Source organism: Lentilactobacillus parakefiri (assembly GCF_002157585.1).
Lineage (GTDB): Bacteria > Bacillota > Bacilli > Lactobacillales > Lactobacillaceae > Lentilactobacillus > Lentilactobacillus parakefiri.
The window spans coordinates 1-25,251 of record NZ_BDGB01000099.1; the positions used below are offsets into that span (position 1 = coordinate 1).

The 25,251-nt window shown below is 45.1% G+C and carries 23 protein-coding genes, 1 tRNA gene and 3 pseudogenes; 23 read left to right on the forward strand and 4 right to left on the reverse strand.

The window, feature by feature from the left end:
* Positions 1-261 precede the first annotated feature (261 nt).
* The 16 genes and pseudogenes from LPKJCM_RS09940 (at position 262) to LPKJCM_RS10015 (ending at position 13,289) form a co-directional block, all read left to right on the forward strand.
* Positions 262-1,562: pseudogene (locus LPKJCM_RS09940) on the forward strand (pyrimidine-nucleoside phosphorylase).
* Between the two features lie 313 nt (positions 1,563-1,875).
* On the forward strand, positions 1,876-2,322 hold the full coding sequence (fabZ, locus tag LPKJCM_RS09945) for a 3-hydroxyacyl-ACP dehydratase FabZ (RefSeq protein WP_057962436.1): 447 nt from the start codon (positions 1,876-1,878) through the stop codon (positions 2,320-2,322).
* A 23-nt stretch (positions 2,323-2,345) separates the two neighbouring features.
* A complete protein-coding gene (locus tag LPKJCM_RS09950) occupies positions 2,346-2,813 on the forward strand; it encodes a MarR family winged helix-turn-helix transcriptional regulator (protein WP_057962435.1) in 468 nt (155 codons plus the stop codon).
* Positions 2,810-3,793 carry a beta-ketoacyl-ACP synthase III gene (locus LPKJCM_RS09955; protein ID WP_057962434.1) on the forward strand — a complete coding sequence of 328 codons (984 nt, stop codon included), beginning with the start codon at positions 2,810-2,812 and terminating at the stop codon, positions 3,791-3,793. The genes LPKJCM_RS09950 and LPKJCM_RS09955 overlap by 4 nt, the downstream gene beginning before the upstream one ends.
* 40 nt (positions 3,794-3,833) lie before the next feature.
* Positions 3,834-4,073 carry an acyl carrier protein gene (locus LPKJCM_RS09960; RefSeq protein WP_057962433.1) on the forward strand — a complete coding sequence of 80 codons (240 nt, stop codon included), beginning with the start codon at positions 3,834-3,836 and terminating at the stop codon, positions 4,071-4,073.
* Between the two features lie 24 nt (positions 4,074-4,097).
* Positions 4,098-5,015 (forward strand): ACP S-malonyltransferase, encoded by a 918-nt coding sequence (locus tag LPKJCM_RS09965; RefSeq protein ID WP_057962432.1) that lies wholly within the window; start codon positions 4,098-4,100, stop codon positions 5,013-5,015.
* Entirely contained in the window at positions 5,015-5,746 is a 732-nt protein-coding gene (gene fabG / locus LPKJCM_RS09970) for a 3-oxoacyl-ACP reductase FabG (protein WP_057962431.1), read from the forward strand. The genes LPKJCM_RS09965 and fabG overlap by 1 nt, the downstream gene beginning before the upstream one ends.
* 20 nt (positions 5,747-5,766) lie before the next feature.
* Positions 5,767-6,996 carry a beta-ketoacyl-ACP synthase II gene (fabF, locus tag LPKJCM_RS09975; protein WP_057962430.1) on the forward strand — a complete coding sequence of 410 codons (1,230 nt, stop codon included), beginning with the start codon at positions 5,767-5,769 and terminating at the stop codon, positions 6,994-6,996.
* Positions 6,997-6,999: 3 nt separating this feature from the next.
* Positions 7,000-7,473: an acetyl-CoA carboxylase biotin carboxyl carrier protein gene (gene accB, locus LPKJCM_RS09980; RefSeq protein WP_057962429.1), complete on the forward strand. Its 474-nt coding sequence runs from the start codon at positions 7,000-7,002 to the stop codon at positions 7,471-7,473.
* Positions 7,474-7,477: 4 nt separating this feature from the next.
* Positions 7,478-7,894, forward strand: coding sequence for a 3-hydroxyacyl-ACP dehydratase FabZ family protein (locus LPKJCM_RS09985; protein WP_057962428.1), 417 nt, complete (start codon positions 7,478-7,480; stop codon positions 7,892-7,894).
* Between the two features lie 13 nt (positions 7,895-7,907).
* A complete protein-coding gene (gene accC / locus LPKJCM_RS09990; RefSeq protein WP_057962427.1) occupies positions 7,908-9,287 on the forward strand; it encodes an acetyl-CoA carboxylase biotin carboxylase subunit in 1,380 nt (459 codons plus the stop codon).
* On the forward strand, positions 9,268-10,113 hold the full coding sequence (locus LPKJCM_RS09995; RefSeq protein WP_057962426.1) for an acetyl-CoA carboxylase carboxyltransferase subunit beta: 846 nt from the start codon (positions 9,268-9,270) through the stop codon (positions 10,111-10,113). Before accC ends, LPKJCM_RS09995 begins: the two co-directional genes overlap by 20 nt.
* Positions 10,103-10,873 carry a carboxyltransferase subunit alpha gene (accA, locus tag LPKJCM_RS10000; protein WP_057962425.1) on the forward strand — a complete coding sequence of 257 codons (771 nt, stop codon included), beginning with the start codon at positions 10,103-10,105 and terminating at the stop codon, positions 10,871-10,873. The genes LPKJCM_RS09995 and accA overlap by 11 nt, the downstream gene beginning before the upstream one ends.
* A 27-nt stretch (positions 10,874-10,900) precedes the next feature.
* Positions 10,901-11,659: an enoyl-ACP reductase FabI gene (gene fabI, locus LPKJCM_RS10005; RefSeq protein WP_057962424.1), complete on the forward strand. Its 759-nt coding sequence runs from the start codon at positions 10,901-10,903 to the stop codon at positions 11,657-11,659.
* Positions 11,660-11,685: 26 nt separating this feature from the next.
* On the forward strand, positions 11,686-12,678 hold the full coding sequence (locus LPKJCM_RS10010) for a biotin--[acetyl-CoA-carboxylase] ligase (RefSeq protein ID WP_057962423.1): 993 nt from the start codon (positions 11,686-11,688) through the stop codon (positions 12,676-12,678).
* A gap of 67 nt (positions 12,679-12,745) precedes the next feature.
* Positions 12,746-13,289: pseudogene (locus tag LPKJCM_RS10015) on the forward strand (biotin transporter BioY).
* 564 nt (positions 13,290-13,853) lie between these two features.
* On the opposite strand, the pseudogene LPKJCM_RS10020 reads toward LPKJCM_RS10015, so the two are convergent.
* Positions 13,854-15,214: pseudogene (locus LPKJCM_RS10020) on the reverse strand (gluconate:H+ symporter).
* A gap of 34 nt (positions 15,215-15,248) precedes the next feature.
* On the reverse strand, positions 15,249-16,811 hold the full coding sequence (gene gntK, locus LPKJCM_RS10025) for a gluconokinase (protein WP_057962422.1): 1,563 nt from the start codon (positions 16,809-16,811) through the stop codon (positions 15,249-15,251).
* A gap of 298 nt (positions 16,812-17,109) precedes the next feature.
* Here gntK and LPKJCM_RS10030 point away from each other — a divergent pair, with 298 nt between their 5' ends.
* Complete coding sequence (locus tag LPKJCM_RS10030) at positions 17,110-17,955, forward strand: MurR/RpiR family transcriptional regulator (RefSeq protein ID WP_057962421.1); 846 nt, start codon at positions 17,110-17,112, stop codon at positions 17,953-17,955.
* A gap of 32 nt (positions 17,956-17,987) precedes the next feature.
* Positions 17,988-18,746, forward strand: a complete 759-nt coding sequence (locus LPKJCM_RS10035) for a GH25 family lysozyme (protein ID WP_057962420.1) — start codon at positions 17,988-17,990, stop codon at positions 18,744-18,746.
* A 50-nt stretch (positions 18,747-18,796) separates the two neighbouring features.
* Here LPKJCM_RS10035 and LPKJCM_RS10040 read toward each other — a convergent pair whose 3' ends face one another.
* On the reverse strand, positions 18,797-19,165 hold the full coding sequence (locus LPKJCM_RS10040) for a DUF4828 domain-containing protein (protein WP_057962419.1): 369 nt from the start codon (positions 19,163-19,165) through the stop codon (positions 18,797-18,799).
* 125 nt (positions 19,166-19,290) lie between these two features.
* Between LPKJCM_RS10040 and LPKJCM_RS10045 the strand changes: the two genes are divergently transcribed.
* From LPKJCM_RS10045 to LPKJCM_RS10055, 3 genes are all read left to right on the forward strand, one after another.
* A complete protein-coding gene (locus LPKJCM_RS10045; RefSeq protein WP_057962418.1) occupies positions 19,291-20,292 on the forward strand; it encodes a Gfo/Idh/MocA family protein in 1,002 nt (333 codons plus the stop codon).
* A gap of 24 nt (positions 20,293-20,316) precedes the next feature.
* The gene (locus LPKJCM_RS10050) at positions 20,317-21,606 is read left to right on the forward strand and encodes a DEAD/DEAH box helicase (RefSeq protein WP_057962417.1); all 1,290 of its coding nucleotides are present in this window, start codon (positions 20,317-20,319) and stop codon (positions 21,604-21,606) included.
* Between the two features lie 52 nt (positions 21,607-21,658).
* A tRNA-Arg gene (locus tag LPKJCM_RS10055) sits at positions 21,659-21,731 on the forward strand.
* A gap of 116 nt (positions 21,732-21,847) precedes the next feature.
* On the opposite strand, the gene LPKJCM_RS10060 is transcribed toward LPKJCM_RS10055, so the two are convergent.
* Positions 21,848-23,116: a glycoside-pentoside-hexuronide (GPH):cation symporter gene (locus LPKJCM_RS10060; protein ID WP_240034614.1), complete on the reverse strand. Its 1,269-nt coding sequence runs from the start codon at positions 23,114-23,116 to the stop codon at positions 21,848-21,850.
* Positions 23,117-23,523: 407 nt separating this feature from the next.
* Between LPKJCM_RS10060 and LPKJCM_RS10065 the strand changes: the two genes are divergently transcribed.
* Both LPKJCM_RS10065 and LPKJCM_RS10070 read left to right on the forward strand, forming a co-directional pair.
* Positions 23,524-24,363: a transporter substrate-binding domain-containing protein gene (locus LPKJCM_RS10065; protein ID WP_057962416.1), complete on the forward strand. Its 840-nt coding sequence runs from the start codon at positions 23,524-23,526 to the stop codon at positions 24,361-24,363.
* A gap of 14 nt (positions 24,364-24,377) precedes the next feature.
* Positions 24,378-25,043, forward strand: a complete 666-nt coding sequence (locus LPKJCM_RS10070; RefSeq protein ID WP_057962437.1) for an amino acid ABC transporter permease — start codon at positions 24,378-24,380, stop codon at positions 25,041-25,043.
* The last annotated feature ends 208 nt before the right edge of the window (positions 25,044-25,251 follow it).

Genomic DNA, 25,251 nt, shown 5'->3' on the forward strand with positions numbered 1-25,251 from the left:
ACTCCGGGCCGCCTAGGAAAGACAAGCAAATATTTACTTTAACTTTGGGGGTACACCTCAAAATGTCCGCTTTTTTATTCTAATGATAAATAAAAAAACTGTCATCAGTAATAGATAAAAATCTATTACCAACAACAGATATTGTAGAACCGATTATTAACGGTGACGCCCAATCTATATTGAAACTAATCCGGATTGGGCGTTTATTAAAACCACAAATGAAAACGCTTTACTTAGATAGACATTAAAGGAGAACCGACGATGAGAATGGTAGATGTGATTCACACTAAACGAGCTGGCAAACGGCTGACAGATGAACAGATTCAATTTTTTGTTGATGGGGTTGCTTCTGGCCAAATTCCGGATTATCAAATCAGTGCGCTATTGATGGCAATCTTCTTCCAAGGATGACTAGCGAGGAACAATCCAAGTTAACGATGACCATGATGACATCAGGCGACCATCTGGATCTGAGTCAAATTCCTGGCGTTAAGGTTGATAAACATTCGACCGGTGGCGTGGGCGACAAGACAAGTATTCCCTTGGCCGCTGTGGTCGCAGCCCTTGGTATTCCGGTCCCAATGATCTCTGGTCGCGGATTGGGACATACTGGTGGCACACTGGACAAGCTCGAGTCAATCCCAGGTTACCAGGTGGAAATTAGTGAAGCCGCCTTTATTGACCAGCTCAAGAAAGATCAGCTGGCGATTATTGGTGCCACCGGGAATATCGCACCGGCAGACAAAAAGATTTATGCCTTGCGGGATGTCACCGATACTGTCGACTCTATCCCACTGATTGCCAGTTCGATTATGAGCAAAAAAATTGCTTCGGGAGCAGATGCGCTGGTCATTGACGTGAAAACCGGAGCGGGAGCTTTCATGAAGACCCTCGAGGATTCAAGAGCTTTGGCCAAAGCATTGGTGGAAATTGGCAAAGGTGTGGGAATGCAATGCATGGCGCTGATTAGCGATATGAATCAGCCGCTGGGAGATGCAATTGGTAACGCCTTGGAAATCCAAGAATCGATTGATCTGTTAAAGGGCAACGGTCCGGCAGACTTGGAAAAATTGATTGTCGGGATTGGCGGCTACATGGCAGTGATGGGCGACCAGTCGTCAACGACTGAAGAAGGCCAACAAAAATGTCTGGAGGTGATTCATAACGGTCAAGCGTTGAAGCGATTCCGTGCAATGATTGCCGATCAAGGTGGGGATCCCACCGTTGTTGACGACCCGGAACACATCTTACCGCAAGCTAAATTCAAGATTGACTTGCCGGCAAAAACCAGTGGGGTGGTTGCCAAAATTGTCGCGGATGAAATTGGCATTGCCAGTATGCTTTTAGGTGGTGGCCGGCAGAAGGCTGATGACAAGCTGGACTATGCGGTTGGTATCATGCTCCATAAAAAGATTGGTGATCGGGTCAATGCTGGCGACTCGTTATTGACCATTTACAGCAATCGAGAGGACGTTTCAGATATTAAGAAACGGTTGTACGATAATATTGAAATTTCTGAGTCGGCTGAAAAGCCCACCCTAATTTACGAAACAAGTGAATAGTTTTTTTCAAACGAGGTTGCCGCAAAGTTAATTTGTCTACAGCCTTTTTTTGATTGGGAACTGATGAACTACATGAGCCTCACATTACTTGGGTCGCTATTCACCATTAGGATTTTGTGGTAAACTTCAGAAACGCAACACGTGGTATCGAAATTTAGTTTGATATTCAAACTAAATTAGGTTATTATGTTGTGTGTTCCGAAAAGAAGGCAGGTAAATGTCAATTTTGCGGAATTAGTTTTAACTGTTAGTTTGATAGTCGAACTAAATTCGATTGACGATTTACCGCCTTGTAAGTGAAAGGAAGAAATCAATGAGTGTATTAGATGCATCTGAAATTATGGATTTAATTCCCAACCGTTATCCAATTTTGTTCATGGATAAAGTTGATGAGTTAAATCCAGGTGAGTCGATTGTGGTGACCAAGAATGTCACCATTAACGAGGAGTTTTTCCAAGGCCATTTCCCTGGGAATCCTGTTATGCCTGGTGTCTTGATTATTGAATCTTTGGCGCAGGCAGCCTCAATTTTGATTTTGAAAACTGAAAAGTACCAAGGCAAAACGGCTTATCTTGGCGCAATCGACAATGCCAAGTTCAGGAAGGTCGTTCGCCCAGGGGATGTCTTAAAGCTTCACGTTACCATGGAAAAGCAGCGTGAGAACATGGGCAAAGTTAAGTGTGAGGCTAAGGTTGACGATCATGTCGCCTGTTCAGCCGAATTAACCTTTATCGTCCCTGATCCAAAGAAAAAAATTTAATGATCAATCTAGGGAGCTAAGAAATGAATTCGCAAAGTGATGAAATTAAAAAAGATACTGACTTTATCAATGAGTCGCTCATCAACGTTTATGACAGTATCATGCGGATTGAGGAGAGCGAAATTCGAAAAAGTCGGTTCAAAGACATTACTGCGAAGGAAGTTCACTTGGTTCATACCATTGGCCTGCACGATCGAAAAACCACTTCAGAAGTTGCCCACATCCTAAAATTAAGTAAGGGAACGCTGACCGCCAATTTAAATAATTTGGAGCGCAAAGGCTATGTGATGCGAATTGCCAACCAGGAAGATCACCGGATTATTAATCTGGGATTAACCAGTAAGGGCCGGCTCTTGTATCGCGCCCATGATGCGTTTCATACACTACTGGTTAAGCGATTTTTGAGAGGCTTTAACGATGACGACATTCGGTTGATCAAGCAGGCTATGGTTAACCTGGAAGACTTTATTGATGAGGTATCGGCAAAATGACCTTTGAAGATTTCAAAATCATTCAGACTGCCAGCTCCGTCCCACGACGAGTGGTTGATAACGATGAACTTTCAACGATGATGACGACTTCTGATGAGTGGATTACGCAGCGAACCGGCATCAAGCGGCGCCACGTTGCTGTTCAAGAAACGACCAGTTCACTGGCGACAGAGGTCGCAGCAAAGCTGTTGGCTAACAGCGGCCTCAAGCCCACTGACATCGATCTAATCGTCGTCGCAACCATGTCACCGGATTATTTAACCCCGTCGACCAGTGCGCTGGTTCAAGGCAATCTTGGTGCCGATCAGGCGATTGCCTTTGATATTGATGCAGCTTGCTCGGGATTTGTCTACGGCTTAAAAGTCGTTCGCCAAATGCTGAAAGCTGACTGGCCAATGCACGCCATCTTAATCGGGGCCGAGACGCTGAGCAAGCTGGTTGACTGGCACGATCGAACGACTTCAGTATTGTTCGGCGATGGCGCCGCAGGCGTATTGATTGCCAACCAACCTGATCACACCGGCTCGTTTATCTCGGAAGACTTGAAAACACTGGGTAAGCTGGGTAAGTATTTAACGGCTGGACAAGTTGGCGTCAAATCCCCATTTGCTGCAGCTGAAACAACCTACTCGCCATTCTTTAAAATGAATGGTCATCGCGTATACGGGTTTGCGGTTAAGAACGTGCCAGAATCGATTAACCGAGCCCTTAAGCAAGCTAATATGACCGTTGAAGACGTTGATTGCTTTGTCCTACATCAGGCAAACAAACGGATTATCGAGAAAATTGCCGACACATTGGGTGCCCCAATGAGCAAATTTCCGGTGAACATTCATGAATACGGCAATACATCGGCGGCCAGTGAACCGATTTTACTCGATGAGCTGGTTGCCAATCAAACCATTAAAAGGGGGGATGTCATCGCCCTATCCGGATTTGGCGGCGGATTAACGGTTGGCACAATGATTATCAGGTACTAAAAATAAAAATGAAGTAACTTAAAATTTGGAGGAAATTAAAATGACTAAAGAAGAAGTATTTAACAAGGTAAAAGAAATTATCGTGGACCAATTAGATGTTGACGCAGACAAGGTTAAGGAAGATACCAACTTCAAGAATGACCTTGATCTCGATAGTTTGGACATCTTTGAAGTCGTCGACAAGATTGAAGATACGTACGATATTGAAATTGACACCGATGAAGGCATGGAAACCGTTGGTGAGTTAGTGGATTACGTTGTCAAGCAACAAACCAAGTAGTCAGAAAGTAGGCAGGTAAATCATTTGAAACTAGGATATTTATTTAGCGGTCAGGGTAAACAATTTGCCGGGATGGGGCACGACCTCTATTCCCAAGAATCGATTTACCGTCAAACAATTGAAGAAGCTTCTCAGATACTTGGAAAAGACATGAGTGATTCAAAAATTTTTGATGATCCCGCAAATACGCAAGTTTCAATTGTCATCCTGAGTACAGGGATTTATCGAATTCTCGCACATGACTTGGGTCAGCCAGTCGGTGCAACCGGGTTGAGTTTGGGTGAATATAGCGGCTTGATTGCTGCCAATGGGTTGAATTTTGAGGAAGGCCTGCCATTAGTTCGTGATCGGAATCATTATATGGATCAGGCTGGACAGCATCATCCCGGTAAAATGGCTGCGGTCTTGAAAGCGACAGCCAACATCGTCGATGAAGCCTGCCAGGTCGGCTCAAAAGTTGGACCAGTTTATCCAGCCAATTACAACACGGATACCCAAATCGTAATCGGTGGATCGGAAGCGGGCCTTAATGCTGCAACCGAGTATCTACATGAACACGGTATCAAACGGGTCGTTCCATTGAAAATGACGGTGGCGTCTCACACCCCGTTTATGCAGGAAGCAAGCGACAGGCTGTCAAAAAGACTGCAGTCGGTTGACTTTCGAGATCCTGACTTTTCCGTGTTCAGTAATACGATTATCAAGCCGTTCACGCGAATGAACGTTAAAAAGACGTTGGTCGATCAACTCGTCAACCCGACGCATTTTAACGAATGTCTCAAGGAATTATTGAATCAGGATGCCGATGTGTTAATCGAAATCGGTCCCGGTGATACCTTGATGAAATTTGCTAAGACGATCATCTGCAATGCTGACAAATTCCATGTCGATAGTTTGGAAACCTTAAATCAAGTTCGATCAAACAAAAAGCTGGTGAAATAATGACGGAAACAAAACAGGTTGCGTTAGTAACCGGGGCCGCCAAAGGCATTGGTTTGGCAACTGCTAAACGCTTGGCCGATGACGGTATGACGGTGGTGATTAACGCCCATCATGAATTAAGCGATGAAGACAGTCAACAATTAGTCGACGCTGGCTATTCATTTGACGTCTTGGTTGGCAATGTTGCCAGCGAAGCCGATGCTGAGCAGATGATTAATTCAGTCGTTGAAAAATACGGCCAAATTGACGTTTTGGTTAATAATGCCGGCATCACCAAAGATAAACTGCTGAGTCGGATGAAGTTAGCCGATTTTCAGGCGGTCTTAGAGACTAATTTAGTTGGGGCATTTAACATGACGAAATTTGCCATGAAATTCATGCAGAAGGCCAGAAAAGGCGCGATTGTCAATATCTCAAGCATTTCTGGTCTCCATGGCAATCTTGGTCAAGCCAACTATTCGGCAAGCAAAGCGGGGCTGGTGGGGTTAACCAAGACCGCTGCTCGCGAAGGTTCATTGCGTGGTATTCGTGCTAATGCCGTTGCGCCTGGAATGGTCAAGACGGATATGACTGAAAAAATGAGTGAACGTCGCCAAAGCGAATTCACTGACCAAATCCCACTGAAACGGTTTGCTGAACCGGCGGAAATTGCTGATGCGGTTGTGTTTTTAGTCAGGAACCAATATATCACTGGCCAGGTCATCACGGTCGATGGCGGGTTAACAATTTAGATTGTTAAAGGAGTAAGTAAATGAGTAGAGTCGTTGTGACAGGGTTGGGCGCTGTGACGCCAATCGGTAATGATGTTGACAGTTTTCTTCAAAATCTGTTTGCATCCAAGGTTGGGATTGCCCCAATTACGAAATTTGATTCAGAACCGACTGGCATTACGGTTGCCGGCGAGGTTAAGGATTTTGACCCTTTAAAACGGGTCGACAAGAAATTTGCCAAGCGAAATGACCTCTTCTGTACCTATGCTTTGTATAGTGCAACAGAGGCCATGGAAAACGCCGGTTTGCTGAATGGCGGCGTGGATCCCGAAGAATTAGGGGTCATTTATGGTTCCGGGATTGGTGGCTTGACGACAATTGAACAACAGGTCATCAAGATGCACGATAAGAGTCCGAAGCGGGTGTCGCCTTTATTTGTGCCGGACTCCATCATTAATATGGCCGCCGGTAACATTTCAATTGCCTTTAATGCAAAAAATACCAGCCAAGCGATTGTCACCGCCTGTTCTTCAGGAACCAACGCCATCGGGAATGCCTTTGAATATATCAAGCAGGGTAAGGCCCAAGTGATGATTGCCGGGGGAACAGAAGCGTCAGTTAATGAAATTGGAATCGCTGGATTTGCTGCTTTAACCGCGCTTTCTAAGGAAACTGATCCGAAAAAAGCCTCCATCCCATTTGATAAAGATCGCAGTGGATTTGTCATGGGTGAAGGTTCAGCAACCTTGATTCTTGAAGATTATGATCACGCCAAAGCTCGTGGCGCCAAGATTTTGGCTGAAGTTGTCGGTTACGGGACAACCAGTGATGCTTATCATATGACCGCACCGGACCCAGAAGGTAAAGGTGCCAAACGGGCCATGATCCAAGCGGTCAAAGAGGCTGGAATTGATGAAAGCCAGGTCGATTACATCAACGCCCACGGGACCAGTACCCATGCCAATGATAGTGCTGAGGCCAAGGCGATCAGCGAAGTCTTTGCCAATAATAATCATTTTAAGGTCAGCAGCACAAAAGGGATGACTGGACATGCATTGGGCGCTGCCGGTGCCATTGAAGCAGTTGCCACAATTGGCGCCATTTTGCACAACCAAATGCCCGTCAACGTTGGGGTGGTTAACCAGGACGAAGAATGTGACGTTGAGCTGGTTGACGACAGTAATAAAAACGCCGCGGTTAACTACGCAATCAGCAATTCCTTTGGCTTTGGTGGGCACAACGCCGTCATTGCATTTAAAGGGTGTGATTAGGTAATGGATGAAAAAGAAATTGAACGTTTACTAGATAAGTTTGACCGTTCGTCACTGAAAAACTTTGAGTTGGCTCAAGACGACTTTAAGCTCACGTTCAGCAAGCGGGAGGGTGATGAACACGCTGTCGTGGCGGATTCTGCCCAGGCAGCAGCTGTCAGCACAAATGGTTTAGGCCATGGACAAAAAGATCAGCAATCACAGGCGGAGCAGCGCGATGCATCAGTCAGCCAAAACGTTGCTGAAATCAAGGCGCCCTTGGTTGGTGTCGTGTATTTTGCCCCCAGTCCCGACAAACCCGTTTTCAAAAAGCAGGGTGATCATGTTGAGAAAGGTGACGTGGTTTGCGTCATTGAAGCCATGAAAATGATTAATGAGGTCAAAAGTGACGTAACCGGGACGATCGCAAACATTTTGGTTGAAGATGGCAGCATGGTCGAATACGATCAACCGATCTTTCAAGTAACGAAGGGGTAATGAGATGAAACCAGATGTCCAAGATGTGATTCCACAGCGCTATCCCTTTCAGATGATTGACAAGTTTATCGATGTCTTTCCTGGGAAGAGTGCGACTGCCGTCAAACTGATTTCAATTAACGAATGGTTTTTTGCCAACAAGCAGGCAGATAACCTAATGGTGCCGCGGCCAATTATGATCGAGTCAATGGCTCAGACGGGGGTTGCCGCAATTTTGTCGATGCCGGAATATCAAGGTAAAAACGCCTTTTTCGGCGGCATCAAGAATGCGATTTTCCAAGATGACTTCCGTCCTGGTGACAAACTGACATTTACCGTGGAATTAAAGAAGTTAAAGCATAACATCGGCCTTGGTCACGGGACTATTCAGCGCGATGGGCAGCAAATTTGTGAAGCAGATTTAATTTTTGCAGTTGAGTAATAGAGGTGAGCGGATGTTTAAAAAAGTATTAGTGGCTAACCGCGGGGAAATTGCCGTTCAAATTATTCGCGCCCTACATGATATGGGGATTACCGCGGTTGCCGTTTATTCCAGTGCTGACAAGGATGCGCTGTTTGTTCATTTGGCAGATGAAGCCATCTGTATTGGTGGGCCACAACCCAGTGAATCTTATTTGAACATGGCCCAGATTATCAGTGCCGCGAATTTAACTGGCTGTGAGGCCATTCACCCCGGTTACGGATTCTTGTCCGAAAATGCCGAGTTTGCTGAGCTATGCGAAACCTGTCATATCAAATTCATTGGCCCAAGCCATGAGTTGATCGCTTTGATGGGGGATAAAGCAAACGCCAGAGAAGCGATGAAAAAAGCCGAAGTTCCAGTGATTCCAGGAAGTGATGGCGTTGTCAGGACCGTTTTACAAGCAAAACGAGTGGCTGAACAAATCGGTTTTCCGGTGTTGTTGAAGTCGGCAGCCGGTGGCGGCGGAAAAGGAATTCGTGAAGTTGACCGTCCTGAAGAACTTAAGCCTGCATTTGAGCAGACGCAGCAGGAAGCCCGAATTTCCTACGATGACGAAGATATCTATGTTGAAAAATTGATTCGTCAGGCAAAGCACGTGGAAATGCAGGTGATTGCTGATAATTTTGGTCACGTTGTTTATCTGCCGGAACGCGATTGCTCACTTCAGCGGAATCACCAAAAAGTGATTGAAGAAAGCCCCTGTGTTTTGATTTCAGCTGAGGAACGTCGACATTTGGGCGAAATTGTTGCCAATGCCACGCTTAAGCTGGGATATACCAATACCGGCACCTACGAGTTTTTGATGGATGATGCCCATCACTTCTACTTCATGGAAATGAACACCCGGCTTCAAGTCGAGCACACGATTACTGAAGAAGTGACTGGAATTGAATTGGTGAAGGGACAGTTAGCAGTGGCGGCCGGCGAAGAACTACCCTTTAGCCAAGCCGATGCTGCTGTCAAAGGGCATGCATTGGAATGTCGGTTGAATGCGGAAGACCCGAGTAACAACTTTGCCCCGCAACCTGGTCAGATCAACCATTTATTTTTCCCAGCCGGTTCTCTGGGCGTCAGAATCGATTCAGGGGTGACCAGTGGTAGCTTGATTTCACCGTTTTATGACTCGATGATTGCCAAAGTGATTGTTCATTTGAATGATCGGGATACGGTGATTTCAAAAATGCACCGAATTTTGGGTGAGCTGCAAATTGAAGGTATTCGAACGAATCAAGCCTTTTTGGATTATTTGATCGGAACCGATCAATTTCATCAAGGCCATTATTCGACCAGTTATATTCAAAATGATGTGTTGAACGACAAGGAGGGATCCCATGCTACGGAGTCGGTTTAAGATGCCTAGTCACGAAGAACTGGTTAAGCGGATGGATGCAATTCCTGATCATATCCTCAGGGAATGCCCAATTTGTGACGCAACCTTTTTTTCATTGCGAGCTGGAAGCACTAAGACCTGTCCCAACTGCGGCTATGGTTTTCGGATCACCGCTAAACGGCGGGCAAAGATTACCTTCGATTCATTTGAAGAAATCGATAAACAAATGACAATTCCAGATCGGTTCACCGACGAAAAGTATTTAACAAAAGCCAAAAAGGCTAAAAAAGTGACTGGGATTAACGAAAGTGTCCTCACTGGGATCGGGACCCTTGATAAGCAACGGGTCGGGGTTGGTATTATGGATCCGTTTTTTGTCATGGGCAGCTTAGGCAGTGCGACTGGTGAGAAAATCACCCGATTGTTTGAAGAAGCCACCCGCAAAAAATTGCCGGTTATTATGTTCACGGCTTCCGGCGGTGCCCGGATGCAGGAGGGGATTCATTCTCTAATGCAAATGGCCAAAGTGTCTGGAGCGGTCGCTGAACATAGCCGCGCCGGACTGTTCTACGTGGTCGTCTTATGTGATCCCACAACTGGTGGGGTGACTGCCAGTTTTGCGATGGATGGTGACGTCATTCTGGCCGAACCCCACGCGTTGGTCGGGTTTGCCGGGCGGCGGGTGATCGAACAAACGATTATGCAAAAGCCACCCAAAGATTTTCAGAGTGCTGAAACGGTCATGGCACACGGCTTTATCGATGCGATTGTCCCGCGTCTACAGATGAAGGCGACCTTGAGTCGGCTAATTTCTCTGCACACAAAGGAGAATGTCTATGGCAGATAAAACAGCATACGAGCGGGTTAAAGCGGCTCGGCGGCCGGAAAAAATTTCCACTGCCGAGTTGATTAATCATTTAACCAGTGGTTTTTTTGAACAGCATGGCGATCGATTGGAAGCCGATGACCCAGCGATTATCGGTGGCATTGGCCTATTGAATGGTAAGCCAATCACGGTGGTCGGGATTCAAAAAGGGGCCGATACCGATGAAAACATTGCCCGACATTTCGGCAGCCCAACGCCTGAGGGCTATCGTAAGGCGTTGCGGTTGATGAAGTCGGCAGAAAAATTTCACCGACCAATTTTAGCTTTGGTGAATACCCCTGGTGCATGGCCAGATGTTGAATCCGAATACCATGGTCAGGGCTCAGCCGTGGCTCAAAATATTCTCAAGGGGATGCAGTTAAAAGTCCCGTATATCACTATTATCGTTGGTGAAGGTGGCAGTGGTGGTGCCTTGGCGTTAGCCTGTGGGGACCGGGTCTTTATGTTTGAAGATAGCATTTATTCGGTACTTTCGCCGGAAGGATACGCCAGCATCATGTGGAAAGATGCGGCTAAGGTCGAAGAATCTGCAGAAGAACTCAAGTTAACTCCTGAAGCATTATTAGCAGATGGCATTATTGATAAAATTATTCACGAGTATCAACCAGGGGATGATTTGAGTGAACTGCGCGACTTTTTGGACCAGGAATTTTCCCAGTTGGCCAAATTACCAATCAATGACTTGGTGGAACGTCGAAATCAACGGTACCGAAATTTTTAATCGAAGATAGGATTTGGAGGCTCAAATATGAGTGGCTTTTTAGATGGAAAGACAATCGTCATCATGGGGGTTGCAAATAAACGCAGTATCGCTTGGGGCTGTACCCAAGCAATTTTGGATCAAGGTGCCAAAGTTATTTTGACCTATCAAAATGACCGGATTAAGAAGAGGTTGCAACGCTTTGTGCCGGATGAATTGGATTTATTGGAATGTGATGTTGCCGATGACGGAAACGTTCAACAGGCATTTGAAACCATTGGCAGCAAGTGCGGCAAAATTGACGGGGTGATTCACGCCATTGCTTATGCTGACAAGGATACTTTGACGGCTGGCTTGGTTAACACAACTAAGGATGGCTATGACTTGGCCCAAAATATCAGTGCTTATTCACTGATTGCCGTGGCTCGCTACGCCCAACCGGTCTTAAATGATCCTGCCAGTATCTTAACTTTGACCTACTTTGGTTCCAGTAGAGCTATTCCGAACTACAACATGATGGGCGTGGCTAAAGCCGCTTTGGAAGCCAACGTTCGTTACTTGGCAGCTGATCTTGGTGAAGACGGCATTCGGGTCAATGCAATTTCCGCCGGTGCCGTTAAAACCTTAGCAGTTACCGGAATTAAACATCATAGTGAATTGCTGAAAGAATCTGAATCACGGACAGTTGATCAAAAGAGTGTCACCACCAGTGAAATTGGTAACGTTGCTGCCTTTTTGATGAGCGATCTTTCAACTGGGATGACGGGTGACGTGGTCTACGTTGATAAAGGTGTCCATTTAATTTAACGACGATTGCGAGTGAGGAATGGCTAATGGTAAATCATCAGACACAAATTTTAGCCGCATTGCTAAAAGCAGCGGGCCGCTATGTTTCTGGCAATGAATTAGCTAGAAAACTGCAAATTAGCCGGCCGGCAGTCTATAACAATATTCAAAAGTTATCTAAGTGCGGCCACCTGATTGCTACTCGCAAAGGCTTGGGTTATTGTTATCAAAAATCTCAATTTTTTGATACCACGGTGATTGACCATTACCGGACAACGACTTTTCCGGTGGGGATTCATACGTTTCAGAGTATTTCCTCCACAAATGATTACGCCAAACAATTTGGCAGCAGCCAAGACTTTGCCGTTCCACAGGTGTTTGTCGCGGACACTCAAACAAAAGGGCATGGGCGGCTCGGTCGACATTTTTATTCACCAATCAAAGGCGGGATCTATTTGAGTATTTTGATCCCTCTGCAGAATCGCCGGCCGATTCATTCGGGGTTGATTACAACTGGGACGGCTGTATGTGTCGTGAGAACCCTGCAACAGTTTTTTCCTGATGAAGACTTTCGGGTGAAATGGGTCAACGACATTTTGGTCCACGATAAAAAATGCGGTGGCATTTTGACCGAAACGATTTCCAGCTTGGAAGACGGCCTTCATGAAGACGTAGTGGTCGGGATTGGGTTGAACATTGATTCAGCTGGTTTTCCGGATCAAATTTCCCACAAGGCCGGGGCAATTGTTGCCAGCACCACAATTGACAAAAATCGGATTGCTGCTGGTATCATTGATAACTTTTTCTATCTGTACCAAACTTATACCAGTGGCAATTTCCTTGAGGAATATGCCAGGTTATCAGAAACCCTTGGTAAACGGGTGCAAATCGTGATGGGCAACCAAACTATTACGGGGTTGGCCGATCATTTCACCGGCGATGGCGCTTTGGTGGTGCAACAGGATTCCGGAGTCCAGGTGACCGTTTCGAGTGGGGAAGTTACTAAAGTGTATCTGCCCGGAAATGGTTATTCGGGCTAATTTAATTTGCAATGACGGTTAAGCAGCAGACAAAAGCTGGTTAATCGTTTTTTGAAAGGTGAACGATATGAAAATCAGACAATTGACGCAAACATCCTTGATGATCGCGACCATTATCGTATTGGGAATGATTCCACCAATTCCTTTAGGCGTCATCCCAGTGCCAATTGTGATGCAGAATTTAGGCATTATGTTGGCGGGCATCCTTTTGGGTTCAAAGAACGGCACAATCGCAGTTGGGGTATTCTTAGTGCTGGCATTTTTAGGCTTCCCAGTCCTCTCCGGCGGTCAAGCCGGCCCAGCAGTCTTTATTGGCCCCACAGCGGGTTATTTAGTCGGTTGGCTGATAAACTCCTCTCATGATGGGTTACAGCCTCTCACGGCCGTTTGTGAGCCGTTCATGGGGTCAACCATTTGTCATCTGGATCAGCGGTGTTTTAATCGTTAATCTGATGGGCGCCCTTTGGCTGTGGTGGGTAACGCCGGTCTCATTGGTCGGTGCCCTGACTTCAGGGCTGTTATTTATCCCTGGCGACACGCTAAAGGCCGTTGTCGTCTATTTGGTCGGTGTCCGGATGAAAGCTCTGAGTGGGGTAGTCAGCCACAATTAAATGGATGAAAAAGGGGCTCCAGCAAACCGGATTTGGTTTGCTGGAGCCCCTTTGTGATTTTTTTAGGTGTTGAAATGTGTTCACCAAGACAGCTTCTTCCGCTTTATCCAACAAGCGGTCTGATGCTAAGACCGCATCAAACCGCTTGTTAAATAAATGCTCAGAAGCTAACCGTCTTGGTTCACACTCTGATTAAAATGTGTTCCTCCAGGCAGCTTCCTCCGCTTTATCCAGCCAAGCCTTCGATGCTAAAACCGCATCAAACGCTTGGCTAAATAAATGCTCGGAAGCTAAGCGCCTGGGCTCACACTCTGATTAAAATGTGTTCCTCCAGGCAGCTTCCTCCGCTTTATCCAGCCAAGCCTTCGATGCTAAAACCGCATTAAACGCTTGGCTAAATAAATGCTCAGAAGCTAACCGTCTTGGTTCACACTCTGATTAAAATGTGTTCCTCCAGGCAGCTTCCTCCGCTTTATCCAGCCAAGCCTTCGATGCTAAAACCGCATCAAACGCTTGGCTAAATAAATGCTCGGAAGCTAAGCGCCTGGACTCACACTCTGGTTTTTAATGGAAAATCAAGTTCAGTCCCATAACCATGATGATACCAACTACCGAAATAATTGATTCCAGCACCGTCCAAGTTTGGAGCGTTTGCTTAATTGTTAAATCGAAATATTCTCTGAACATCCAGAAGCCAGCATCGTTAACGTGTGATGCGGCCAATGAACCGGCACCAATGGCCAGAACCATCAATGCTGGATCAACTCCAGCTTGGGCCATCAATGGGGCAACGATTCCTGCAGCAGTCAGTGAAGCAACCGTCGCAGAACCTAACGCAATTCGGAGAACAACGGCAACCAACCAGCCAAGGATTAATGGTGAAATTGGTGAACCAATGAACAGTTGAGCAACGGCTTTACCAACACCACCGTCGATCAGAACTTGCTTGAAGGCACCACCACTACCAATAACTAATAGCAGCATGGCAATGGATTTGACGGCATTTTCAAGGGATTCCATGATTTGAGCAGTCGTTCGTTTTCGACCCCAACCCATGGTATACATTGCGAAGAATAATGAAATTAACATTGCGATACTTGGCGAGCCAATGAATTCAATGATTGAATCAAGGACGGAAGGGTTCTTTGGATCAACCCCACCATTCACCGTCATTTGTAAATTGTGGCAATCGACAGCAAAAGGACAGGGAAGAGGGCGGTTAATACTGAAAGCCCAAACGATGGTGACTCTTCAGGGGTGAATTGTTTAACTTCACCAATTGAAGAAAGGTTCCCCTTACGTTCAAAGGCAGCAGGTGCAAATTTACGAGCCATCTTTGAGAACAATGGTCCGGCAATATAAGCGACAATAATTGCAATGACAAAACCGAATAGGAGAACTTTACCATCATTGGCATCCAAGACTTGCGCAATGGCAACTGGTGCTGGATGGGGTGGTAAAAACCCGTGGGTAACTGATAAGGCGGCGGCCATTGGAATTACTAAATAAAGAATTGGCACACCGGCTTCAACAGCAATTGCGAAGACGATTGGAACCAGTAAAACCATTCCAACTTCGAAGAACAATGCGATACCTAGAATAAACGAAGCAAGCATAACGGCGATTTGAAGCCGTTTCTTACCAAAACGTTTGATCAGTGTTTCGGCGATCATATAGGCACCGCCGGAATCAGATACCAACCTTCCTAACATGGCACCAAAGCCAAAGACCATGGACAATTCGCCCAGTTGACTTCCAATACCATTTGAAACCGAATCAGCGATCGTGCCTAATGGCATCTGCAGCATGACCGCAGTCACAACAGCAGTTAATACCAACGAAACGAAGGTATTAATTTTGAACTTGATAATCAGAACCAATAGGAAAATGATCCCGATCAGCAAGGCAAGCAGCTTTAATATCATAGTTTTCCCCTTTCAAATTAAAAGCATCGAAGTTCTATTCAGACTTCTCAGCGTCCTCATCTTCATGTTCATGGCGACGTTGGTACTCAGCAATATTCTTATATTCAGGCTGAAGTGAACGGCTTAAACGAATATAAATTGGGATGAGTTCCCGGTATGCCTGGAAGTTCTTTGGATCTGGGTGATGGACAACCGTTGTTCCCACAAAGTTGGACACATCGGACAAACTGTCAATTAGTCCTAAACTGTACATTCCGAGAGTGGCGGCGCCTAAAGCAGTGCTTTCGAAACTTTCAGGAATCGCAACGTCCTGCTCGAAAATATCAGTTAGCATTTGCCGCCAAAGAGCAGAACGGGCAAAGCCACCACTAGCTTGGATGCTCGTTGGTTGTCCAACGACTTCCTCAAGGGCCAAAGAAACCGTGTAAAGATTATAGACAATTCCTTCCAGAACCGCCCGAATCATATGAGCACGGGTATGGGTCCGGTTAAGCCCGAAGAATGAGCCACGGGCGTTGGCATCCCAGATAGGTGCCCGTTCGCCGCCCAGGAATGGGAAGAATAACAAGCCATCGGAACCGGCAGGAACTTTGGCGGCAATTTCCGTCAAGAGATCGTAGGGATCGATGTGCATCTGTTCAGCGGTTACTTTTTCTGGGGCACATAATTGATCACGAACCCAACGGAAAACAACACCGCCATTATTAACTGGCCCACCGATCACCCACATGTTCTTTGCCAGGTAATAACAGAATACCCGCGCCTTTGGATCGGTATGGGGCTTGTCGGTGACGACCCGAACTGCACCGGATGTTCCGATTGTGACAGCCACGACACCGGGTTGAATCGCGTTAACACTCAGATTAGCCAGCGGACCATCTGAAGCACCGATGATAAATGGAGTGTTAATGTCAATTCCCAATACTTTAGCGTATTCTTCACGCATGCCCTTCAATTGGTAAGTGGTATCAACTAAATCGGGCAGCTGATCTTGAGTGACACCGGCAAGTTCCAGCGCTTGTTGGTCCCAATCCATATTGTAAATGTTAAACATTCCGGTTGCATTGGCGATTGAATAGTCTTCTTTTAAAACGCCGAACAATTTATAAAGAATGTATTCCTTAATCCCAACGAACCAACGAGCTTGCTTAAACAGATCAGCATGATCATTTCGGAGCCAAATCAGTTTAGTAAGTGGCGTCATGGGGTGAATGGGGGTTCCAGTATGCTTATAGATCTCCATTCCCTCAGGACTGGCTTTGAGCTTATCGGCGTAGTTGACTGCTCGATTATCGCCCCAGGTAATGGCCCGGGTGAGTGGTTTATGATTATCATCCAGAAGAATTAAACTGTGCATTGCACATGAAAATGCGACCCCTTTAAGTTCTCCTGGTTTCATATTGGCCTTTCGAACCAGTTCAGTGATGCCGTCAGACATTGCTGAAAAGATTTCTTCAGGGTCTTCCTCGGCCATATCAGGGGTGTCCTGGTATAGGGGATATCCATTGTTGGAATATCCATGCACCTTACCTTTAACATCGTAGAGCACGGTTTTAACACTGGTTGTTCCAATATCAACACCTAGCGTATAATCCATGTAAATAACTTCCCTTCTGTATTAGTTGAGTCAACGGTCGAAGCGCTTTCAAATAATGGCAAAAAATATAGCTGCATCGTTAAACCAATGTCGAGTGCTGAAAAATTGGCTCGGTACCGCTTCTCACTACAAATATCATTATCGCCAAGAGACTTCAAATATTTCGACCATTGAATTTCCTGGCGCTGGAAACGCAAACACAATTATATGAAAAACAATTTCACAATGCAAGAATTTTGTTGTAAAATATTTACATTGATGGAAATAAGACACTTACAATCGATGAAAGGTGATCATTATGAGCTCGCCAGTTCAATTATTAAAACAATCGTTCGATGAATTAAGTCGAACCAATAAAAAAATTGCAAAATATGTCATGGAGAATCCACAGGCTGCTTCGGAAGCCAATATTGAAGATTTGGCCGAAATTACCGAAACTTCAACCGCTTCAGTTTCTCGGCTGGTTAAGACATTGGGCTATGGCAATTTTCGTGAGTTTACCTTAGCGTTAGCTTACACACAGCTGCGGCCACAGAACCTGCCGATCTTCAAAGATATTGATGCCAATGATTCTTTGGGAACGATTGCCGACAAGATTTTCAATAGCAGTCAACGGGCAATTCAAGATACTCGGGCCGGAATTGATGAGGATGAATTTGCCAGGGCCGTCTTGAGAATTATTCATTGTCGCCGACTGGGACTATTTGGTCTTGGCGGTTCTTCAGTTGCAGCTTTGGACGGTTATCACAAGTTCTTGCGGACATCGATTGACTGCTTTTATTATCCAGACTTTGACGTACAACTGATGGAAGCTGTAAAATTGGGGGAAGAAGATTGCGCAATCGTGGTGTCTCATTCGGGCAAGAATCGTCAAACGCTAAAGGTCGCTGAGACTTTGAAGAAGCGAAAGGTGCCCGTTATTGGGATCACCAGCTACCCCGATTCATCACTCGCACTGCATAGTGACATTACCTTCATTTCTTCAAGTGATGAGTCCAACTACCGTTCTGAAGGGATGTATTCGTTGCTCGCCCAACTGGCAATTGTCGATACGTTGTTTATGATGGCAACCGTTCGGATGGGGCCTTCGACAGAAGATGCGATTCGCAACGTTCAAAATATTATTGAAAGTACCCGGACTTAACGGGTATCCTGGGTAACTGAGATGACCTTTATATGAAGCGGAGAGACATTCAACCAATATATGCTGAAACTTACCAACGTAAAAAGCGCACGCGTCGGGTAGTTTTCGGCATTTTTTTGTTATTGTTGATTGGTCTGTCGACTTTTTTTCTGTTGCGTTGGCATGAAAATGAGCAGTTGAAAAAATACCCAATTCGTGGTGTGACCATCGATCAAAGTAACGGCTATATTGATTTTGAAAGTTTGAAAAATAAAGGAATCAGCTTTGTCTACCTGAAAGCGACTCAAGGGGCAGCTTTCACTGATGACAGTTTTGAAAGCAATTTTCAACGCAGCCAGGGATCGCAACTGCCGATTGGAGTCTATCATTATTTTAGCTTCACCAGTTCACCAGTCGCTCAGTTCAAAAACTTTGTCCGCCAAGTGAAAGATAACACCGGTAGTTTGCCGATCTGTATTCAGATTCAGTATTATGGCACTTTCGACCAGTCAACGGTTCACTGGCAGACAGCCAGAAAAGAAGTCAGCCAACTTTCACATCTGCTAAGACAGTATTACAAACGGCCAGTCGTCATCTCGACCACTCAGCAGATTATCAGGCACCTGAAGTTAAAGGCAAATGATAAAACCCAATTTTGGCTGACAGACGGTCAGATTGGCCACCCGAATGCCGGTGCCACTTTCATTCAAGCGGATGATAAGGCTGGCTATAAACTCGATCGCCAGCTGGTCTTTTTACCAATGTCGGTCTTTAACGGTAATCGTAGACAGTGGCGGGGGTATGTTGACTAAGTCGAAAGAAGTAAGCAAACTAAAAAGACCTCACCAAAGCAAGGCCGTACTCAACCACTGTGGTCAATTTCATTAGCGGACTGTAAATCATAGGTGTAATTTTCAGATTCATCATAAAACTTGATTGGCCGAGCTTCGTTTCCCCGAATTTCCAGCTTATAGCCAAATTTGTCAACGTATGATAGCTCATACCTGGTTAATAATGATACTTTGGCAGACATATCCTTACCGTCAATTAAAAGTTTTAGATCTGGCCCAATTTCCAGTCGATGAAGACGCTCACGATGGTCTTTAAACTGCCAAGTGCCAACAAAAAACATTGGATCTGCGGGATCCGGCTGGTGTTTTGGGATGCGTTTGGTGTGGAACAGACTAATCAAAAACGACACCATAAAAATGAAAAAGCTTCTTTTGCGCAAAAAATCATCCCCCTATTCATGATAGAAACCAAGTATAGTCGGTCAATATAACAGAGAGAGTCTGATTTCGTTTTCATTGGGTTAAAACCTTGTTACAATTTAATTAAAGAAGGGTGGTTAACAAATTGATTAAATTAGGGATTATCGGAACCAACTGGATTACTCAGCAGTTTGTTGACGCAGTTAAGTTATCTCGAGAGTTCGACTTAACTAGTGTTTATTCACGTCACGATCAAACAGCGAAAACCTTTGCGGCCAAAAATGGTGCCCAAGAAACGTTTACGGATCTCAACGCGTTCTTTAAGAATGGTCAGTTTGAGACGGTTTATATTGCGTCTCCCAACAGCCTTCATTTTGAGCAGGCCCAAATGGCCATTCAACACAATAAAAATGTGATTGTTGAAAAACCGGCATTTAGCACCCAAAAACAAATGGCCAAGATTCAAGCCTTGTTGGATGCCAATTCACAGGTGCGGTATTTTGAAGCTGCCAGGAATATTCACACCGAAAACTTTCACGCAATTGAAAAAAAACTCGGTGAACTTAAAACGGTGCAGGGAGCCGAGTTCACGTATTCGAAATATTCGTCTCGATATGATTTGGTGTTGGATGGGGAAGAACCAAACGTCTTCTCACCCAAGTATGCCGGCGGTGCCCTCCAGGATTTGGGGGTTTACACCGTCTACGATGCCGTTGCCTTGTTTGGAATGCCTGAGGAAGCTGCCTATTACCCGCAGCTGATTCGAACCGGTGTTGATGGAAAAGGAACAGCAATTTTGCAGTATCCGGAGTATAATGTGATTTTAAACTTCTCAAAAATTACCAACTCACACATGACCTCGGAGATATACGGGTTGAAAGATTTAATTGAAATTGATGATGCCGGCGAAATTAATGCGGTGATTTATATCGATGATGATCACAATAAGCAAATCATTGGCAACACGATCGATGAAAATCCGATGCTGCCGGAAGTGGAAGACTTTGCCAAAGTGATTAATAATCCAAAGAATCCACAGGACCAACGTGATTATGATTACTGGCGTCAACTGAGTGTGTACGTCAATAAGTTAATCTATAATCTTAGACAAGATGCTCACATCTCATTTGTGGGCGAGAAACAGTAATCGATTAGAAAATGGAGAACCACATTGATAGAAGAATTTAAAGAACATGCCAAGCAATTAGGGTACAGTCAACCAACTGCGATTCAAAAAGCAGTTTATCAACCATTAAAGGATGGAAAAAGCGTTCTGGGGCTGGCGCCAACCGGCTCAGGAAAGACGGTTGCCTTTGCTTTGCCACTGTTGGAAAATATTCAACCAGAAGACGGACTGTCATTATTAGTCATTGAACCGTCTGCCGAACTGGCCATGCAGACGCAGAAGGTTCTCTTGGAGTGGGGCCGATTGATCGGTCTTTCAGTTCAAGGGATTATCGGTGGTGCTAACATTAACCGTCAAGTTGATAAATTAAAACAGCATCCAAACGTGACTGTTGGGACGACTGGTCGGATCATGAACCTCATTGATTTGGGGAAGTTAAAATTAGACTCGCTTAAGGCGATTGTGATTGATGAGGCAGATAATTTATTGAGTGAAGATACCTTGGCTTCGATCCGATCGTTGGTGGATTTAGCCGACGATTCGGTTTCGTTAGGCTTCTTTTCCGCTACTCAAAACGAGTTATTGGCACATGTAAATCGTTGGTTTATTCAAGATATTACGACTTATGATGTCTCTGAGATTGACGATACCCGTGGGAAAGTCAAACACACGCTGCTGGAAGTTTCTAATCGCAAAAAGGCCCAGATGTTACTGCGATTCCTTCACATGAAAGACTTCAAGGCATTGGTTTTCTTTGACCAGTTGGATACATTGCAGAAAGTAGCCGGTTTCCTTTCTCATCGACATATTAAAGAAGCTGCCCAGCTGACCAGTGAGCAGCGTCAAACTGCCAGACAAAAGGCGTTGCGTGATTTTCGGGATGGCAAAATTCGCCTGTTGTTGACGACCGATGTTGCTGCTCGGGGAATGGATATTGAAAAGCTGCCCGTTGTCGTTAATTTTGATCTACCTGCTGATCCGAAAACTTATGTTCACCGAGTTGGTCGCACTGGTCGGATGCATCAGGACGGCATGGTGATCAATATGGGTGACGATCACGATTTGAGAGATTTGAAGAAGTTGGTTAAGCCTTATGGGTATGAGCTGAGCAACATCTATTTCGATGGTAATCAGTTGTCTGATACTCGGCCCAAGTCGCCGGTTAATCTGGACAATGAGCCTCAGACTCCAAAGCCGTCCTCGGCCCATGATTCAAAAAAGTCGATTCCGTCTAAAAAAGCTGTCCGAAAATCAGTTGCAACCAAATTTCATGGTAAAAAGAAGCACAAACATTCAAAGCGCAAGGGAATGCATCACAAGCGCACGGAGGAATAATTTCTCTTTACAGTCCCTAAGATAAATGAGAAAATTGTAGTGCAGTTGTTTTGGCCCCATAGCACAACTGGATAGGGCACCCGCCTCCTAAGCGGTTGATCCCGGTTCGAGTCCGGGTGGGGTCATGGCGTGTTCGATGACTTTTATGAAATATGAACTAAAATAAAGACCGTCGATGATGAACGGAATTTCGTTCATCATCGACGGTCTTTATTTGTTTGATCGATTAAAAACCGGATAGTTAAGCGTCACGTTCTTCAGCACGAGCTACAAGATCGGCTTTGATTTTGGGCTCCATTTTCTCGTACTTGAGATAAAAGACCATGATGGCGGCGACAATCGCGTAGATGATGACCGGCAGCCAGATAAAGCAAAAGTTGATTGCCATTGAAGCAGATGGCGTCTGGGTCTTGTTGGCGACAAAACCAGTCATATCCAAGATTTTTGATGGAATAAAGCTGCCAAAACCTGATCCAAGCTGGATACAGAACGCACTTCCGACGGCGGTTAAGAATCCTGGCGCTCTTATCCCAGTCTTCCACTCGCCAAAGTCAACCGTGTCGGCTAACATGGCAAATGGCATTGACATTGCCAGAGCTGATCCCAAAACGCTGATCGACCAAGAAACAATCACTAAGATGAAGTTTCCACCAACCAGTGCCATCATTGTTTGGCCAACAGCGCCAATCCCTAATCCGATTAACATCGTTGCGGTTTTGTTGGTAATCCTAACAATAAACGGAATTGAAATGCTTGAGATGATCCCCAGAACTTGTAAACCGTTGAAGACTGCGGCAAGTTCGGCATTACCCAGGTTGTATTTGGCATAGTAGGTCGAGAAACTATTGCGATCAGCTTGGGCAATCCAAAAGGTAGCAAAAGAAATCACTAAAAGGTACCAAGGGACATTACCGACGGTTCCCTTTAAACTTTGTTTGAATGGCAGTGACTTTTGGCTGACCGGGACCCGCTCGCGCATATTTTTAAATGCCGTGATCAGCAGGACAATCGCCGCGACGCCAAATATGGCAATCGTCATCATGAATCCGTGTTTGTCATTACCATTTCCAAAGAACGCTACCAGCGGCAGGGTAAAGGTACTGGTCACAAATGACCCAATCAGACTGCCGACCATCCGGTAAGAGTTGGCACCAATCCGTTCGTTAGGATTGAGGGTTAGATTCGGCAGGATTGCGGAAATCGTCGTTTGGATGCCGGTGTAAATCACTCCGGCTGCCAAGACGTATGTAATCCCGGCATATAAGAGCTTGGGGACGCCTGAAATATTGGGTGCGGTAAATGCCAAAAAGGTGCTTAACGCAAAAGGAACAGCAAGCCACAAAAAGTATGGCCTGCTCTGCCCCCATTTAGTATGCGTGTGGTGAACGATTGATCCCCAAAAAATCGCACTGACCGCATCGACAATACAAGCAATCAAAATAATCATGCCTGCTGCTGAAACCGGAATGTCAAAAACATCCGTATAAAAATAGAGAATATAGCTGGACATGCTAACGTACAACAAGTTACCAGCCATATCGGTGAAGAATAACAAACTTTTTCAAGCGTCGATAACTTGGCGTTCGCCTGAACAGCTTCTTTTCTGATCTCCATCAAAATGCCTCCAATTCAAATTAATTAACAAGCGATACCCTTTCTTTCAAATATTTTTATTATATGCCAATTTCCACCACGCTCAAGTGAAATTCTAATTAAATTGAATGACTATCCTGCTAATTTGCGCTATGAAAGTATTTTGATTCAGCGTAAAATTGTAAATTAATTTAGTAATTACCAACTATTTGTCAAAAAGCATTCGAATTTATAACATCCCACAATTGAATAATCAACTATTGTGAAATCGGTTTAACATGCCTATAATGATAATGATCCAAAAACTTTAGGAGGTTGACAATTATGCGCAGAATTAAGTTCCGTTGGTTGATGTTGTTAGGAGTGTTCGCAGTTCTGGGCTTGGTGATTACTGGCTGTGGCCAGAAAAAATCAGCAGATAAGGGTCCATTGACAGTTGCTACGTCTGGTACCCTTTATCCCACATCGTTCCATGACCAAAAGACCAATAAGCTGACTGGTTTCGATGTCGAAGTTGTTCGTGCAGTTGCCAAAAAGTTGGGGAGAAAAGTTGATTTCAAAGAAATGAACGTTGATGGCCAAGAGACGGCTGTGAAGACTGGTAAGGCTGATATGGCGGCTAATGATTTCTCTGTTTCACCACAAAGACAGAAGGAATTTGCTTTATCAACGCCGTACAAGCATTCGTTTAATAGTATTGTTGTTAGAAAAAAGGATGATTCAGGGATTCATTCCTGGGCCGATATTAAAGGTAAAAAGGCTGCCGGTGAAGCCGGAACCGATTATCAACGTCTTGCCAAGCAGTTAGGCGCCAAGACCGTGAACTACAATAACGTTTCAAACGATATCTATTTGAAAGATGTTGAAAGCGGCAAGACTGATTTAATTATGAATGATTACTACCTGCAAAAATTAGCCTTGGCAGCTGTTCCAAACAACACCCTGAAGATCATGCCAAACATGTACTTCAGAACCAATGAAGATGGTAAAGGTGTTGGTATCTTGATGAAGAAGGGTAATGCCAAGCTGCAGAAGCAGGTTAATAAAGCCTTGAAAGAGCTTAAGAAGGACGGCACCTTAAAGAAGCTGTCAGAGAAATATTATCACGCCGATGTCACCAAACAGCCACATGTCCACATTTCAAAGACTTTTACGATTAAGTAAGGTGGGCGGTGCTGCTGGATATTATTAAGTATTTATCAATTCCGGATTTCTTTAACGCGCCCTTAGCGTTTCGCTCAATCCCCAGGATTTTAGCGGGCTTTCCAATGTCGATTGCATTAACCGCGATTAGTTTTATTCTGTCATTGATATTGGGGCTGTTCTTGACGCTGGCACAATTGAGTCACCACAAGCTGTTGCATTACCCGGCGCGGGCATTCATCTCCTTTATGCGGGGCGTGCCAATGCTGGTTCTATTGTTCATCATCTACTTTGGTTTTCGAGCAGATGCCTTGCCGGCTGCCGTGATTGCTTTCACGATTAACTGTAGTGCCTTTGTGTCCGAGGTTTACCGTTCGTCGTTTAGTGCGGTTGATCACGGTCAGTGGGAGGCGGCGTATTCTCTGGGCTTGCCGTATCGGAAGGTGATTTCCAAGATTGTCTTCCCGCAAGCCTTTCGAATTGCGATTCCAGCGCTGGGAAATATTTTACTGGACCTATTCAAAGGGACTTCGCTAGCAGCAATGATTACTGTCAGTGAAATGTTAATGGACGCGCAGATCGTTGCTGGAGCTAACCAGGATTACATGACGATTTATATCACAATTGCGGTGATTTATTGGTTCTTCTGCTGGTTGATGACAATTGGCCAGACACAGTTGGAACGAGAATTAGCCCGATAAAAAGCAACGGATTAAAATGGTATTCAAAAAGAGAGTGGAACACGAGGCGTTTTGATCTCAGAATTTAAGCAAATAATCCGGTTATTCGGTTCTTCGTCAACTGTTGTTGGTGAACAAAATATTGGAGTTCTAATCACTTGGTGATTAGAGCTCTTTTTGTATGAACTCGAAAAGCAAACAGTACGCTGAGCCGGAATCTGAAGAAGTT

Excerpts from the sequence above, each read along its gene's own strand:
- fabZ (WP_057962436.1), top strand. The coding sequence starts at position 1,876 with ATGAGTGTATTAGATGCATCTGAAATTATGGATTTAATTCCCAACCGT.
- LPKJCM_RS09950 (WP_057962435.1), top strand. The coding sequence starts at position 2,346 with ATGAATTCGCAAAGTGATGAAATTAAAAAAGATACTGACTTTATCAAT.
- LPKJCM_RS09955 (WP_057962434.1), top strand. The coding sequence starts at position 2,810 with ATGACCTTTGAAGATTTCAAAATCATTCAGACTGCCAGCTCCGTCCCA.
- LPKJCM_RS09960 (WP_057962433.1), top strand. The coding sequence starts at position 3,834 with ATGACTAAAGAAGAAGTATTTAACAAGGTAAAAGAAATTATCGTGGAC.
- fabG (WP_057962431.1), top strand. The coding sequence starts at position 5,015 with ATGACGGAAACAAAACAGGTTGCGTTAGTAACCGGGGCCGCCAAAGGC.
- fabF (WP_057962430.1), top strand. The coding sequence starts at position 5,767 with ATGAGTAGAGTCGTTGTGACAGGGTTGGGCGCTGTGACGCCAATCGGT.
- accB (WP_057962429.1), top strand. The coding sequence starts at position 7,000 with ATGGATGAAAAAGAAATTGAACGTTTACTAGATAAGTTTGACCGTTCG.
- LPKJCM_RS09985 (WP_057962428.1), top strand. The coding sequence starts at position 7,478 with ATGAAACCAGATGTCCAAGATGTGATTCCACAGCGCTATCCCTTTCAG.
- accC (WP_057962427.1), top strand. The coding sequence starts at position 7,908 with ATGTTTAAAAAAGTATTAGTGGCTAACCGCGGGGAAATTGCCGTTCAA.
- LPKJCM_RS09995 (WP_057962426.1), top strand. The coding sequence starts at position 9,268 with ATGCTACGGAGTCGGTTTAAGATGCCTAGTCACGAAGAACTGGTTAAG.
- accA (WP_057962425.1), top strand. The coding sequence starts at position 10,103 with ATGGCAGATAAAACAGCATACGAGCGGGTTAAAGCGGCTCGGCGGCCG.
- fabI (WP_057962424.1), top strand. The coding sequence starts at position 10,901 with ATGAGTGGCTTTTTAGATGGAAAGACAATCGTCATCATGGGGGTTGCA.
- LPKJCM_RS10010 (WP_057962423.1), top strand. The coding sequence starts at position 11,686 with ATGGTAAATCATCAGACACAAATTTTAGCCGCATTGCTAAAAGCAGCG.
- gntK (WP_057962422.1), bottom strand. The coding sequence starts at position 16,811 with ATGGATTATACGCTAGGTGTTGATATTGGAACAACCAGTGTTAAAACC.
- LPKJCM_RS10030 (WP_057962421.1), top strand. The coding sequence starts at position 17,110 with ATGAGCTCGCCAGTTCAATTATTAAAACAATCGTTCGATGAATTAAGT.
- LPKJCM_RS10035 (WP_057962420.1), top strand. The coding sequence starts at position 17,988 with ATGAAGCGGAGAGACATTCAACCAATATATGCTGAAACTTACCAACGT.
- LPKJCM_RS10060 (WP_240034614.1), bottom strand. The coding sequence starts at position 23,116 with ATGTCCAGCTATATTCTCTATTTTTATACGGATGTTTTTGACATTCCG.
- LPKJCM_RS10065 (WP_057962416.1), top strand. The coding sequence starts at position 23,524 with ATGCGCAGAATTAAGTTCCGTTGGTTGATGTTGTTAGGAGTGTTCGCA.